Here is a 15,439-nt window from a genome sequence, read left to right as displayed (position 1 = left end):
GCTAGAAGCTAGTTCCCCTCCTCCGCTGAATTCCGCGCATCAAGCGGCGTGGGCTAGGGGTGGTTGGCTCGTTGCTGAAGTTATTTGTAAAGTGGTCTGTTAAACAACTAAACAACGACCTCAACCACCCCAGCCGCCACTTCGTGGCGGCATCCCCTCCTCAGATGAGGAGGGGAGTTGGTCGTTCTATCATTAAGGCATTTTGCTTAGACCTTCCCACCGCACTTTCCAGCCTTTCGGAATGCCGGGATTCTCCTCTTTACAGCCATCATAGCCGGCGCACATGAGGGCTACAGCAGCCAATAAACCGCCGTTGCCGGGGAGGTAAATGGGTAGGCGGCCTTCCTGGTAATTGTGGCCGCTGGGCAGGTAGGTATTGGTTTGCACTTTCATGAGCAGAGCATCCACGGCCCGGTCGGGGAGGCCGAGGCGGGTGGCGGTCATGGAGGTCATGGGGAAGTCCCAGCCCCAGGTTTTGTCCCAGCTCCAGTCCTTCCAGATCAGGTCGAAGGTGCGGCGCATGGTGGCGGGATCTACCTGGCCAGTGGCGGGCATAACACCAAGGGCGGCTAGCACGGAAGGGTGGTCGGTTTTGAACTCAGGGTTGGTGTAAGAATCGGGGGCACTTTCAGTGGCTAGATACACACCGTTGGCCTGGGGCAATTTGGAGAGTTTTTGCAGGACGGCATCCCACTTCGGGTTGCGCGGCTGGCCCTGGCGCACGCGCCACTGCTGAGCGGTGTTGAGGGCCCAATTCCAGTACACCAGCTCGAAGGTGGGATTAAACGTTTCTTCAGCCTTGAAGCGCTCCTGGGCTGGAATTACGCCTTTTCCCAAAATATAGCGGTCCTTATCCTTCTCGAAAAACGGGTATGAAGCCATAAAATCGGCGGTGGCAGATACCCGGGCCTGATACAGTTTTAGGGTAGCCGCGTTGGGGCGCTGCCGGTAAATTTCCTCGGCGAAGTAAATAAAGTGGGGCTGCTGCCAGATCAAAAAGGCTCCCACCGACGAGGGTCCTTCCTGCCCCCAGGGGTCCGTCATTTTCTGCCAGCGTACGCCTTCGTAACCCTGGCGCTTGGCAATGCCGCGTGCTACGGCCTGCACGTCGGGGCGCGCGTACCAAGTCAGGCTCTTTTCGAGCAGAGCCGGGCGACCCCACAAAGCGAAATGGGCTGAGTGCCACCAGTGCATTTCCAGGTGCGGCCGACCATACCAACTATTGAGCACAAGGCCCGTTTCTTGGGGCGGCTGCGAACCAGCACCTTGCAGCTTGGTGAGGTACTGCGAGAGCACAACGCGACGCTCTAGCTCGCGGGCTCGCGGATCGGTGGTGCCGCTAAAATCGACGGCGCCGCCACTACGCCAAAAAGCCCCCCACTGCTGCTGACTATTCTGGCGAGTAGCGGCAAACGTTGGCGCAGCCGTGGGGCGAGGGCGCGGCGAGAAACGGCAACTAAACTCCAGCACTTTTTCGCCCTTGCCGGGCGTGAGCACAAACTCGTGCGCTTTGCCCGCGGCCAGCGTAGCAGACTGCTGCCAGCTCAGCGACGCGTAGTATTTGGTAGTATCCAGCTGGTGCGAAATCAGGGCTGTGCCTTTCTTTTGATCAGCTATAGTTGATTTATGCTGATCGGAGTGCGAATAATCGGTGCCCATATCGGACCAGCTGGCTGTCGGAAACGGAAAGCGCAGACCTACTTTCAAACGACCCGATTTCATCAGGTCTGACTCCACCCGCGCAGCTACTGCATCCTCTTGCTGATGCCCTACGGTCACTACATCGACCGGCACATTATCCAGCGTGAAGTGGCTTTTCAGCTCACCCGTCCAGGGGTTGAGTTCCTGTCGGATGTCGCGCAGGTCTTTGATTGTAGCTTCCTGTCCATTCTTTTTCAGCAATACAAACCCCAGATTACCTAGCTGCAAACGGTGTGGATTAGCCCGCAAATAATCGACGGCTTCCTTGTTGCCGGGTGTTTTCACCTGCACTGCATATGGCACATTGCGGCCATTCAACTCCACTTCACGCAGACTTTGTTCGAACTTGTAGCCCTGGGTATTTGGAAACGTATGCCAGCCCCACTCCGACTGCGTGCCCAGCGGCACGCCCTTTTCATAGTAAGTTGGAAATGTCTGAAGCCCTGTTACATCGGCGGTGAAGGCAAAAGCACCATTCCCCACCGACAACGATGAGAGCGTATCGGTGTTCGTGATAATCACGCGGTGGCGCTCCACCAAAGCTTGGCGGTTAATAGGTTTTTGCTGAGCAACAAGGGGCGTACTGACACCAGCCAGCAGAAGGTAGGAAAGGATTTTCGGGAGAGAAGACATAGGCTAATTTGGTGTTATAAAAGACCGTCATGCAGAGCACCGCGAAGCATCTCGCGTGTTTGACAGGATTGGTAATCTCTCGTCAGCACGCGAGATGCTTCGCGGTGCTTTGCATGACAGTCTGTATTTGATGGTTTTGAATATGTTGTTTCAAGCATCTGGCGCATCTCATTCCCGCACCAGCGTCACACTCATGAGGCCAATGACCACATCATTAGCCAGCGCTTTTAGAGTGAGGCTGCGGAGCTTTTTCTTGGGATTGAGGGGCATATCCAACACAGTGGCAGCACCACCATCAATGGCGCGGGTGCTGAAGCCTTTGATGCTGGTGTAGTCCTTGAATTCGCGGGTGAGCAGGCCGGTTTTGAGATGAAGGCGGAAGGGTTTTTGGGCCCCTGTATCGAAGGCGAAATCATCTTGAAAGTAGTCCTGCTCAATGGGCGCCCAGTTATCAGGGTTGCGCAGGGGTAACGTATCGGTGGTGCCGTCGGCGTAGGTTACCAGTACTTCGCCGTTGACGAGCTGGCTTTGCATGGGGTTAGTAGAGCCGGCCATGAGTAGGTAGGCGTGGCTGGATTTGCCCCCCAGCGGCACCGTCGCCTGGTCCGCGTAATTATCCCACTGCGAAACGAACAATATGTTCTTCTCCCCTGCTGTACCGGGCGTGCGCAGGGGGGTGCCCCAGGGCAAAACAATCTCGTTTTTGCCCCCCGCCAACTGGCGCAAACCAGTGTCATCTATAACAGCTTGAGTAAGTGGATAGCACCAGTTGCCAATGCCCTGAGTAGGCAGTTGGAGCGTAGGCCCCGCAGGACGAGGCGAGAGATATTCGTTCTGAAAAATCTGGGTCACCTGATCGTTGAAATGCGGTGCCAGATTGACGGTTTCGTAGCGGGTTTGGGGCGGTTTAGGAGCGGCCCAAGTCAGCACTTTATCCACGACTCGGCCGTTGCTCCATTCCACAGTCACGACATTGGAACCGGGCACAACAAACGCAGTGGGCACCGCTATTTCCATAGTCGCGCCGCGCGGAATTTTCACGTTGGTACTGTACGGTTTGCGGCCGTTGCCCACGATTACTTTCGCGGCTATATCTTCCGTATTATTCTGAACCCAGAACCGCAAACCGTTCCGCTGGGGGGCTTTTTCAGCAATAATTTTTACCGTTTCCCTAACCTCAAAAGCCAGCGGTGCCCACCAGGTAAGCCCACCCTGACGGAGCTGCACGAAGGCAGTGCGGGCACCCGTTAAGCCGGTCACCTGAGCCGTTAGCGCGGAGCCATTCGGCGCGGCATTGCGCAACGCTTTTTGTGGGTCAAATACCTTGGTAATAGTTGCGTGCGGGAAGCGCACTTCCAGCTGGCTGTCGGCAGCGTACACCGGGGCTATGGCGGCCGTATCGGGTGCGGCGCCTTGCCAGATTATGGCCACCTCGTATTTGGCAGCCGGCGCGCTGCTTATTTCAATAACCGGCTGTCCTACGGCCGATTCCACTGCCTGCCATTTGGCGGCCTGCCCGTTCACCGTTACTGACTGAACAGCCTCGGCCCGGGCCTGTACTTGTATACGCAATCGGAGCGGCTGCGCGAAGCGCGGCGTTATATTGTATTTATCCTGTTGTCCCCGCCGCTTAAAGTCAAAGTCAATATCGGGCACCGTCAAGGATGCGTTATTCCAGGCGGCGGGCAAGCCGGGGCGAATGGTCAAAATGCCCCCCAGAGCATCAGGTACAATGCCGAACAAGCCTTCCAGCAACGTGCGGGATGCCACGCCAATGGGATCGGCGAAGTCGCGGTACAGTTCGCCGCGGTGGGCATCGTAGAAGGAAACCTGCTGAATATTACCCGGGCTAGAGCCCAAATACATGCTTTCAAGCAAAGCACTTTTCCAGAGTTTAAATGCCTCCTCGGTGCGCCCGGCCTGCCAGTTGGCCAACGTGGTGTGCAGCACCTCGGCCATGGCCACATTGTTGATTGACCAGTCGTAGGGCTGCCAGTTGGTGGTCGAAAGCAAATGGTAGCCTTCATCCGGCAAGCCCGTTGCCCGGACCGGAATATGCGGAATATTGGTATCCACGTAGCGCAGCGCCTGGTAGGCCTGAAAAGCATCCGGCACTTCCGAATCCAGCGCGTGATAAACCGTCCAGAGGGCAGCGGCGGGGTGCAGCTGCTTCAGGCCCAGCGCATCCTGATACTCGGCGTACCAACCCTGGGATGGCATCCACAATCGGGCGTTGAGGGCCTGATGAATCTTGGCGGCTTCCTGCCGGTAAGGTTCGGGATTTTGGCCCAAGCGCGTTGCCAGTTCGGCGGCCAACTTGTTAGCCAGGTAGTTATAGGCAGATGAATGCGTTACCGCGCCTCCGCTGTATTGCAGGGCGTCGCTGGCCCAAATGGCGGCGTAGGCGTCGTAGAGACCATCATTATTGGTGTCGAAGTTGCGCTTTTCCCAGGCCAGGTGGCGTTGCAAAACGGGCCACAGCTCGCGAGCCATAGCCAGGTCGCCGGTCCAGCGCAGGTGCCGCAGCAACGCGTCGATGTAGACCAGGTTCATGTCGTAGTGGTGGGGACGAAAATCGCCGCCAGGATTACGCGAAATATAGCCGCTGCTGAACACCGCCGTACCCAGTTTTTCCTGATGGCGAGCCAGGTGCAGGACCGTATCCATAACCAGCGGACCCACGGCCGGGCTGGTTAGCTGCGACTTGGCGTACGAGCGAAAATGGGTTTGGGCGCGGTCGTGCCAGCCGAGTGGGTCGGCAGTGTAGGCCCCGCGCCAGCCATTAAGGGGCATGCGCCAGGCAATGGAGCCGTGCAGATAGGCGGGGTCCTGCCAGATGGCATCAGCGGCAATACTAAGTGCGCCGCCTAGGGTATTAATATAAGGGTCAGGGGTTTGCACCCGCACCCGATTAGCCAGCTTTTGCCGGGCAGCCTCGGCGCGGCTCCAGGCTTGCGGCAACTCTGCGTAGCGCAACGCCGCTGCTTCCGGTTTTTGAATGGCGAAGTAAAACGTCTCCCCTGCTTTGGCTTTGATAGCGCCAGCCAAGACGGGAGTCGCAGATGCTTGCGAAGCGTAAAGCTGCGCGGGTGATGCCTGCTGAGCGGCATCAGCGATGTGCATTTCCGAGGTCGGCGGCATTACGCCCACCAAGTGCGGGCGCGGTAGTGGCGCATCAGGCTTATCCGACAGACCGGGGGGCATTTTTGCCGGCGTGTCATCGCTTTTCGGGGGCTTTGGTGCAGTGCCGTACGTCAGTCGGAAGGTGTTGTTTTTTAGCTCGAAAACATTGCCTTGGCAATACTCCGGTTTTAAATAGAAGTTGGATTCTGGGTCGGCACCGATGTCGCCGTCGCGGCTGAATTTCTTACCCGTAGCGCCGCCAAAAGCCCACAGCAGGCGCACTTTGTTGGCGGGCACATTCTCGAAGCGGGCACGGATCAGCATGCCTTCGGCGTCGGTTTGGGCCAGCACTTCCAGGTGCAGCATGCCGGCTCCCAGCAGCGGATCTTTCACTTCGTAGATCATCGCGCCGGGCCGGTAGCGGGCCTCAATGCTATCAGCCTCGATCAGCCACTTGCTTTGACCATCGACTAGTAAACCGAGCTTAAAATTGCCCCCCATACCGGGCAGGTAGAGCGCAAACTCGGGCATGTCGCCGGCTTCTACGCGGAAGGGAGTGTTGGTGCCGTATAAGGCGCGGGCGAAACGTTTATTGCCGTTGGTAATAACAAAGTCGAAGCCGTCGGGGCGGTAGCGGAGCGTGCGAGACTGATCGTGCCAAAGCGCGGGGGCGGCGGGCGGACCGGATTGCGCCAGCGCTGCCACTGGCAGCAAATAGCAGAGACCAGCAACCAGTCGGCAAGTCATGCTTGCCGAAAGCGAGATTAGAAAGGTTTGTCTACACTCGTATCTACTCATTACGCTTAGTTATCCGTGAATTTGCCCCCCAGGGCAGCAAAAAGCCCGACTCTGGCCAGTCTATGTTCCTGGAAAGAGCCGGGCTTTTAGTTACATGCCTGTCAGCAACTTAGTAGCCGGGGTTCTGATCGTAGAGACCCGGCGTGGCGCTCAATTCGTTCAGCGGCACGGCGTAGATAATGTCATTCGCGCCAATGTTGCGGCGCATCTTACCCGACGCGTCTTCCTTTGCAATCCAGGCATTCATGGTGGTAAGCACGGTGCCGGAGCGCACCAGATCATGCCAGCGCAAACCTTCCCCGAGGAATTCGCGGCGGCGCTCTTCCATGAGTTGCATCATATTCAGACTGGTAAGCGCGGGCTGCTTGGCGCGGGTGCGAACCTCATTAACAGCTTTCAAAGCATCTGCCTGCGTGCCACCGCCGCCGCGCAGAATAGCTTCGGCTTTCATGAGCAGAATATCGGCGTAGCGCATCACAATGAAGTTGATGGGCCAATCGGTGTTGCCCGTTCCGCGGCCGGCAGCACTCACATATTTTTTCAGTACGGTGCGATTTTCGGCCACGCCTGCTACCAGATAACCCGTCTGCACACTGGCCGCGCGACGATCATCATTAGCCGCCAGAATGCTCAGGAAATCAGTAGAAACCGGCTTTATCTCAATCCCACGCGAACCAAACGGAATGCCCAGGGAAGTGAAGTAGTTATCGGGCACCATTACGCCCGGATGAGTGGCGCCATTGCCTACGATATACTGGACGTCAAATAACACTTCCGAATTGTTCTCATTGGTGTAAGAGAACACGTTCGCGTAGCTGGACACCAAGGAATAGCGCTTGCTGTCAATTACTTCGTTAAGCAATGCCAAAGCTTTGTCGTTCTCGTTGCTGGCCAAACCCGGACCATCGATGCCGTAAGTAGGACCCGAACGCGTGAGGTATACCAACGCCAGCAAGCCCTTAGCAGCACCCGACGTCACGCGACCTACGTTGGCACCCGTGTAGTTCAGGGGCAGATTCTCCTTAGCGTATTCTAGGTCGCTGATAATCAGGTCGTATACCTCTGCTACCGAGCCGCGCGGAATTTTGGCTACCTCCTGGGGCAGCAACGCTTTATCAATAACGGGCACGCGGCCAAACATGCGCACTAGGTCGAAGTAATGGAAAGCGCGAAGGAAGCGGGCTTCGCCCTCATAGCGCAACCGCAGCCCCTCGCTTACCACCGAGCCGTTGGCTTCCAATTGGTCGAGCATGGTATTGGCCCGAAAAATAGCGCCAAAATCTGATGCCCAGGTATCGGACATGTAGGGGCTCACCGAGAGGGTGGTGTTGAAGTTGTTGATGGCGTCCCAGTCTCGCACACCCTGGCTGCTGACTCCGTAGAAGTTGTCGGAGCGCAGGTCTGAGAGGATGAGGATGCGGTCGGGGTAGCCACGCAGTTGGCTGTACACCGCGTTCATGGCCTGCTCGAAGTCAACAGCAGTTTTAAAGAAAGCCGGCACCGAACCGTTGGAAAGCGGTGTTTGATCAAGGTCATCTTCGCAGCTGCCCAGAGTGAGCATGCAGGCGGTGGCCAGAAGGAGAAATATTCGTTTCATGGGAAGTTGGAGCTAGGAGTTAGGAGCAGGCTACCGCTGGGCAGCCCGCAGTTGGCTTCTGGATGTAGCTTAGAAAGTAACGTTAAGGCCCAAAACCAACGATTTGGCCAAAGGCAGACCGCCGTAGTCAACACCCGAGGTAAAGGTGCTGCCGTTGTCGGTGTTCACGGCATCGGGGTTGAAGCCGCCGTAATACTTGTCTTTGCCAAAGAAGTTTTCAGCCGTTACATACACACGGGCCCCCTGCATCACGCTCTTGCTGATAATGCGGCCCAGGTCGTAGCCCAACGTGATGTTGCGCACGCGGTAGTAGTCGGAAGAGTAGAGCCAGTCGGTGTTCTTGATGAAGCCAAAGCGAGCGGTAGCCTTACCCTTTACGCCGTCGCCAGGATCTTCTTCCGAACGCCACCGGTCACGGGAGCGGCCCAGGGCGTTTTCCTGGTAGCCCACGCTGGTGCGGTCGATGGCGCGGCCAAACATGGAGTAGATGTAGCCACCGTTCTGACCCTGCACGAGGAAGCTCAGATCGAAGCCTTTGCACTTGAAGGTGTTCGTGATGCCCCAGGTGTATTTGGGGTTAGGCTGGCCCACAATCACGCGGTCGTTGGCGTCAATCTTACCGTCGCCGTTGGCATCTTCGTAGCGGGGGTCGCCGGCAGTCTGGTTGTTGTAAAGTGCGGCGCCGTTATCGATATCAGCCTGGCTCAGGATGCCATTCTGGCGAATAACGAAGATGCTGTACATCGGCTTGCCTACTTGCAGCACGTTGCTGGGCAGGTCGGCTACTGAGGCTACTTCAATAGTGGCATCGCCGGGGCCGAGGTGCTTCACCTCGTTCTGGTTGTGGCTGAAGTTGAGGGAGGTAGTCCACTCCAGAGCGTTGTTCAGGTTGTTGGTGGTCAGTTCCACTTCCCAACCGCGGTTCTCTACTTCCCCAATGTTCACCAAGTTGTTGCCGAAGCCCGAAGCCGTATTGATAGGTACGTTCAGCAGCAGGTCCTTGCTCGTTTTGGTGTAGTAATCGAATGAGCCGAAGATGCGGTTTTGCAGGAAGCCCACGTCAATCCCGAAGTCGATGGTACGGTTACGCTCCCATTGCAGCTCTGGGTTTTCTACCCGGTTAGGGGCCTGACCCGTAGCCAAAGCGCCGCCGAAAGTGTAGTTATAAATACCCAGCGTCGCAATGCTGTTGTAGTCGCCGATGCTGTTGTTGCCCGACAAGCCAATGCTGGCCCGCAGTTTCAGGTCGCTGAGCGGCGTGATGTTCTTCATGAACTCTTCCTGCGAAATGCGCCAGCCCACGGAGGCAGCAGGGAATACACCGAACTGATTTTGCCCCCCAAAGCGCGAGGAACCATCGCGGCGGATACTGGTGGAGAACAGGTACTTGCCGGCGTAGCTATACTGCAAACGGCCGAAGTAAGAAATCAGGACGTTCTGGCTTTCGGTAGTATTGTTGCTGCCGGTGCCGTTGATGTTTGTGGCCGCGTTCAGCGTGGTTACCTGGTTGTTTACAAAGCCGCCGGTGGCACCCAGACGCACGTTATCGATGCGCGAGATATTATAGGCGTAGCCAGCCAACGCCGTCAGGTCGTGCTTCTCACCGAAAACCCGCGTGTAAGTGGCTGTATTCTCGTTAACGAATGTTTGGCGACGGAAACCGCTATAAGAGCCTGAAGCCAGCGACGTTGGCAGATCACGCACGGCCGGATTGTATGATTTACTAGTTACGTCGTTATTGTCAAAGTTGACGCTGGTGCGCAGGCGCAGGCCGCTGATTATTTCGTACTCGGCAAACAGAGTGCTCAGGGTACGGAAGGTCTTGGTTTCGCCGATGGCATTTTCCATCACGCGTACTGGGCTGGCCGTCGATACACCCCAACGGTACACTTCGTTTTTGCCGTAGCCCGTAGCTACCCCGGCCGTGTCTTCCACGATAGGCGCCATCGATACGAGCTGGTGCAGACGGTTGTCTTTGCCCTCAATGCCGGGGTCGTTGGTGACGGAGTAAGTGGGCGTCACGTTCAGGCCGAAGCGCAGCTTGTTGCTGGCTTTTACTTCCACGTTGGCGCGCGCCGAGTAGCGCTTGTAACCCAGCCCGACCATCATGCCCTGTTGATCGGTGTAGTTACCTGATATGAAGTAGTTCACATTATCGGTGGCGCCGCTGGCACCTACCTGGTAGCTCTGGGTGCGACCCGTGCGGAAAGCCTCGTCCTGCCAGTCGATGTACTGTAGTCCGGGGTGACCGGGCTGAAACCAGCGCTCATCAATCATCTGAGCGGGCACGATGTTGTTCACCTTTAAAATAGCCTGACGCTCAGCCGTGGTTTGGCTGGCGGTGCGGCCGGGGCCCGAGCGTACCCAGTTATCATTGATGATTTCGGCAGCGCGCTCAGCCCACTCTTCGGCACTCAGCACGTCCAGCTTTTTGGCGGCCTGCGAAACACCAACGTAGGAATTGAAGGTAATTTGAGGCTTGCCCGATTTACCCTTCTTCGTGGTGATAAGTACTACTCCGTTAGCAGCGCGCGAACCGTAAATAGCGGCCGCAGCGGCGTCTTTCAATACCTGAATCGACTCAATATCATTGGGGTTGATGTTGTCGAGCGGGCTGCCGCTGGCAAAACGCCCCCCACCATTCTGGGCCACGTTGTCGAGCGGGAAACCGTCGATTACATACAGCGGTTCGTTGCCGGCCGTGATGGAGCCTGCGCCCCGTACCTGCACGCTAAAGCCGCGACCGGGCACGCCCGTGTTTTGCTTTACCTGCACACCCGCCATCTGACCAACAAGGGCCTGATCGACGCGGGCAATCGGGCGTTCTTCTAAGCGGCTGGCGTCGAAGGTGGCAATGGCGCCGGTTACGTCGCCCTTCTTCTGGGTGCCGTAGCCTACTACTACCACTTCCTCCAGGCTCTTTACATCTTCAGCCATCCTGATGGTGAAGGCCTGTGAGCCGGTGAAGGGGCGCTCCTGGGTTGTAAAACCAATGAAGCTGAATACCAACGTGCCAGCCGTTTCGGGTACCGATAAGTTAAAAGCACCATCAGCGCCGGTAGTAGTGCCGTTGGTAGTGCCCTTGATCACGACTGTGACGCCGGGCAGGCCCTCGTTGTTCTGCGAAACGACCTTACCGGTCAGTTGCCATTCGGCTACTTTGTTGGTGCTGCTGGTGTGTGCCTGCACGGCTGTGATGCCCGGTCCTGCTAACAGTAGCATTGGCAGGCATACCGCTATTGGGTAGCGCCGCCATGTGTAACTTTTCTTCATGAGTAGGTATGGGTAGGAAGGAGAGTGTAAAGACAAGACCGGGCCTTTTGAGCATGACCAAATTATTACCTCCCATAGCCGAAACCCTCCTGTAGACTACCGCCCCACCCCGATTACCCTGAAATTATTTTTCCAATAATGCTTTGGACTGCGTTTTTGGCACGCTACCAATAACCGTGGAGCTTACCAATGCTGGCTCTGCTGGCAAGTATCTAAAGCCTTGCAGGTTGCGGAGGAGCATGTTTGCATCCTCATCGTTGCGAGCTTTGTTGATTGAAGCATCTTCTACCCTACACTCTCTGTCATCCTGACGAAGGAAGGACCTTCTCACGGCAGCATGAGTTGTTACTAGGCTAGCTTGTTCATCGGTAAGAAGGTCCTTCCTTCGTCAGGATGACAGCTGTGGAGATATAGCTGTTAAGATGTAGAGGATAGATGGGAATAAGTGGCAACTATCATTTGAAGAATATGCGGGCAGGTACTTCCAGCGCGATATCGTTGACACTTCTAATAGACACAAAAAAGCCCCCCAGCAGAGCATTTGTATGCACTGGGGGGCTTTTTTGGAACCTGTAAACTTTAGGAGCCTAAGTAGTTGCCAAAGCCAACAACCACTGTTGAAAATACCACGACCAGAATACCGAGTGAAATAGTGCGCATAGTCAGGCGGTTGGAGCCGCGCCACTCGTGCAGAATCAGGCCCCACATGCTGCTGAAGGCGATGATGAAAGCCATGTGCAGCGTCCAGCCCGAGAAGCGGTACTCGCCCATCTGGCTGTCGCCCATGCCGTAGAAAAAGAACTGGAAATACCAGGTGAAGCCCGCCAGCGCACAGAAGATAATGTTGCGCGCAATTGGGGCCGACATATTGGTGTAGTCGGTATACGTCTTGTTCTTTATGTTCAAATAAATCGTCCAGATGGCGTTGGTAGTGAGGCCGCCGAGCAGGATGATGACCAAGATGGCATTGTTGGCATAGAGCGGGTTGGTGCCGTTATCCGTAGCCAGTTCCGCAATAGATTGGCCAGCCGTCAGGCCGAAAGAGAAGCAGGCGCTCATCACCCCCGAAAACACCGCCACCATCAGGCCCTTGCGCATGTCGAACTCGGCTACGCCAGCTTGCTTTTCTTCCGTAGTCTGATGCTTTTCTTTCATCACGCCGGCCATGCCGCAAATCAGGATGCCCGCCACGCACACCACTAGGCCCATGATAATAACCTTACCGGACAGGGTGCTGATCAGGGTCGGAAAAGTACCCTCCCAGATAGGCGGCACCAGCGTACCAAACACGGCGCATAACCCCAACGTGACGGCCATACCCAACGACAAGCCCAAGTAGCGCATGGCGAGGCCGAATGTAAGGCCCCCGAAGCCCCAGAGAATGCCCCAGAAGTAAGTCCAGAGGATGGTTGTGGTATCCGCCTGGGCCAACACCCCGAACAGGTTGGGCACGGTGAGGTAGCCAAGCAAGATAGGCGCCATTAGCCACGAAAAAAGCCCCCCAACGAGCCAGTAGCTTTCCCAGGCCCAGCCGTTTACTTTCTTGTAAGGCAGATAAAAGCTGCCGGAGGCGAAACCGCCTAGTGCGTGGAGCACCACTCCCAGAAAAACACTCATAAGTCGAAGTTGTTGGTCGTGTTGTTTTACCAAATCTGCCTTAATCGATTACACGAACCCTCCTGTTCTCTCCTGAAAGCAGGAAACTACCTGGGGGTCGGATTCAAATCGGCGAAAAGTAGGCAGTCACAGAATTTATTTCATGCTTGAACAGGAGAGTGCAGGAGTTTTGCTGCTTGTACTTCCTATTCTTTTGTGAGCAATCTAATTATCCGGTTTTCGGCCCTCAAATCAGTAGCCTCAATATGGAAAAAACGCTCACCTTTCAGCACGTCAGTTACTTGTGGGACGAGGCCCAGGCGGCGGCACTAGCCGGCGATGAAGTAGCCCTATTTATTTATCGCTCCAACCTGCTGGGGGCCGATTTGCGCCTGACCAACTATGCGGGCGGCAACACCTCCGTCAAAATCACCGAAACTGACCCTGTCACCGGCGAACAAGTCCCCGTGATGTGGGTAAAAGGCTCCGGCGGTGACATCGGCACCCTGACCAAAGCCGGTTGCGCCAACCTCTACGTAGAGAAGCTGCACCAGCTCAAAAACCGTTACCGCGGCCTCGAGCACGAAGACGAGATGGTAGAGCTTTTCAACCACTGCCTCTTCGATCCCAAGTGCGCCGCGCCCTCCATTGATACGCCCCTGCACGGCCTATTGCCCTTCAAACACATCGACCACCTTCACCCTGATGCCCTGATTGCCATTGCCGCCAGCCAGGAGGGTGAGCAAATCATGCGTGAGATTTGGGGCGATTCCATGGCCTGGCTCCCCTGGCAGCGCCCCGGCTTCGATCTAGGTCTGCAGCTGGAGAAAGTAGTGCTCGAAAATCCGAATCTGCGCGGCGTAATTCTGGGCGGTCACGGCTTGTTTACTTGGGGTGATACTTCTTATGAGTCGTATATCAATACGCTGGAGGTAATTGAGCAAGCGGCGGCTTATCTGGAAAGTAATTACGGCAAGAAAGGACCGGTATTTGGCGGCGTAAAGCTCACCAACGGTCCTGATGCGGCCACGCGCAAGCAGCAAGCCGCCGCCATCATGCCTACGTTGCGCGGCCTGGCTTCGGGTCACCGCCGCATGCTGGGTCACTTCACCGATGATTCCCGCGTGCTGGAGTTCGTGAACTCGAACGACTTAGCGCGTCTGGCTCAGAAAGGCACCAGCTGCCCCGACCACTTCCTGCGCACCAAAATTCGCCCCCTGGTGCTCGACCCAGAGGTGATGAGCCAGCCATTGGCCGAGGTGAAAGCCTATTTGCAGGAGCAGTTCGCCGCCTACCGCCAGGATTATGCAGCCTACTACGAGCGTAGCAAGCACGCCAACAGCCCAGCCATCCGCGACGCGAATCCGGTTATCATTCTGTGGCCCGGCGTGGGCATGTTTGCCTTCGCCAAGGACAAGCAGACCGCCCGCGTAGCCGCCGAGTTCTACACCAACGCCATCAACGTGATGAAGGGCGCGGAGGCGGTGAGTACTTACGTGGGTTTGCCTGAGCAGGAAGCATTTGACATTGAATATTGGTTGCTGGAAGAAGCCAAACTCCAGCGCATGGCGCCTCCCAAATCGCTTTCGGGAAAGGTGGCCTTTGTTACGGGTGGTACGGGCGGTATCGGCAAAGCAATCTGCGAGGCCCTGCTGCAACAGGGTGCTTGCGTAGTCGCTGCCGACCGTGCCGACCTGGACGAAACCCAAGCGGATTTGCGCAAGCAGTTTGGCAAGGACAGCTCGCTGGCCGTGGGCATTGAAGTAACCAGCGCCGATGGTATTGCCGAAGCTCTGCGCCAAAGCGTACTACAGTTCGGTGGTGTTGATATCATTGTCAACTGCGCGGGCCTGAGCATTTCCAAGCCATTGGCCGAAACCACCCAGGCCGACTGGGACATCCTCAACGATGTGCTAGTAAAAGGTCAGTTCCTGGTCAGCCAGGCCGCCGTAGAGATTCTGCGCCAGCAGGCATTAGGTGGGGACATTGTGAACATCGCCAGCAAAAACGGCTTAGTAGCTGGTCCTAACAACGTGGCTTACGGCACGGCTAAGGCCGCCCAGCTGCACATGTCGCGCCTGCTGGCCGCTGAGTTGGGCCCTGACAAGATTCGCGTGAACACCGTCAACCCTGACGCTGTATTGCGCGGCTCCAAAATCTGGGAAGGCGCCTGGGCGCAGGGCCGGGCCAAGGCCTATGGCATTTCGGTGGAAGAACTGCCTCAGCACTATGCTAAGCGCACATTGTTAGGCGAAGAGTTGCTGGCAGAGGATATTGCCAAAGCCGTGCGGGTGTTTGTGGATGGCTCGCTGAGCAAATCTACCGGCAACGTGCTCAATGTAGATGGCGGCGTGGCTATGGCCTTCGTGCGCTAAGCAAATAGTTCAGTTGAAAAAGAAAGGGACCGACTATGAAGTCGGTCCCTTTCTTTTTTGTCCCTGCGAAAAATCCATGTTCCGGCACCAAGTGAATTTTATAGAACGCACACAAATTCAACGAGCTATGTTTGATCCTACCGGGGGGCTTTTTTGCAAGACATGAATCATGGGAACGTTCCCGGTAACGTTGGCATAAGGAAATACTCCCTATTGCTTCCAATTGAAGTTTAATCTGCTTAATTTAAGCCTAGGTTGGTTAATTCCACCTGAACCGTTTGCCTGAAATACACCGAAAAAGCTGACGTTTATTCTGTGTTTTCTCCCAGCGCTAGTTTCTCCC

6 protein-coding genes are annotated in these 15,439 nt (G+C 56.2%); 1 reads left to right on the top strand and 5 read right to left on the bottom strand.

Features of this window, described 5'->3' with window-relative positions:
* Positions 1–192: 192 nt before the first annotated feature.
* The 5 genes from H8B13_RS12425 to rhaT all read right to left on the bottom strand — a co-directional run bounded on the left by H8B13_RS12425 (position 193) and on the right by rhaT (position 12,742).
* Entirely contained in the window at positions 193–2,334 is a 2,142-nt protein-coding gene (locus H8B13_RS12425) for a hypothetical protein (RefSeq protein WP_187311138.1), read from the bottom strand.
* Positions 2,335–2,502: 168 nt separating this feature from the next.
* The gene (locus H8B13_RS12420; protein WP_187311137.1) at positions 2,503–6,204 is read right to left on the bottom strand and encodes a DUF4450 domain-containing protein; all 3,702 of its coding nucleotides are present in this window, start codon (positions 6,202–6,204) and stop codon (positions 2,503–2,505) included.
* Positions 6,205–6,364: 160 nt separating this feature from the next.
* Positions 6,365–7,852 carry a RagB/SusD family nutrient uptake outer membrane protein gene (locus H8B13_RS12415; RefSeq protein WP_187311136.1) on the bottom strand — a complete coding sequence of 496 codons (1,488 nt, stop codon included), beginning with the start codon at positions 7,850–7,852 and terminating at the stop codon, positions 6,365–6,367.
* Between the two features lie 69 nt (positions 7,853–7,921).
* Entirely contained in the window at positions 7,922–11,125 is a 3,204-nt protein-coding gene (locus tag H8B13_RS12410; protein ID WP_187311135.1) for a SusC/RagA family TonB-linked outer membrane protein, read from the bottom strand.
* 579 nt (positions 11,126–11,704) lie between these two features.
* Entirely contained in the window at positions 11,705–12,742 is a 1,038-nt protein-coding gene (gene rhaT / locus H8B13_RS12405) for an L-rhamnose/proton symporter RhaT (protein WP_187311134.1), read from the bottom strand.
* Between the two features lie 245 nt (positions 12,743–12,987).
* Here rhaT and H8B13_RS12400 point away from each other — a divergent pair, with 245 nt between their 5' ends.
* Entirely contained in the window at positions 12,988–15,096 is a 2,109-nt protein-coding gene (locus H8B13_RS12400) for a bifunctional aldolase/short-chain dehydrogenase (protein ID WP_187311133.1), read from the top strand.
* Positions 15,097–15,439: the final 343 nt, after the last annotated feature.

The organism is Hymenobacter sp. BT188 (genome assembly GCF_014333585.1).
GTDB lineage: Bacteria > Bacteroidota > Bacteroidia > Cytophagales > Hymenobacteraceae > Hymenobacter.
The sequence above is the reverse complement of the archived record's forward strand: the minus strand, read 5'-3'. Positions and strand labels throughout refer to the sequence as shown.

What these genes read in the sequence shown, in the direction of transcription:
- H8B13_RS12425 (WP_187311138.1), bottom strand. Translation starts at nt 2,334, where the DNA reads ATGTCTTCTCTCCCGAAAATCCTTTCCTACCTTCTGCTGGCTGGTGTC.
- H8B13_RS12420 (WP_187311137.1), bottom strand. Translation starts at nt 6,204, where the DNA reads ATGACTTGCCGACTGGTTGCTGGTCTCTGCTATTTGCTGCCAGTGGCA.
- H8B13_RS12415 (WP_187311136.1), bottom strand. Translation starts at nt 7,852, where the DNA reads ATGAAACGAATATTTCTCCTTCTGGCCACCGCCTGCATGCTCACTCTG.
- H8B13_RS12410 (WP_187311135.1), bottom strand. Translation starts at nt 11,125, where the DNA reads ATGAAGAAAAGTTACACATGGCGGCGCTACCCAATAGCGGTATGCCTG.
- rhaT (WP_187311134.1), bottom strand. Translation starts at nt 12,742, where the DNA reads ATGAGTGTTTTTCTGGGAGTGGTGCTCCACGCACTAGGCGGTTTCGCC.
- H8B13_RS12400 (WP_187311133.1), top strand. Translation starts at nt 12,988, where the DNA reads ATGGAAAAAACGCTCACCTTTCAGCACGTCAGTTACTTGTGGGACGAG.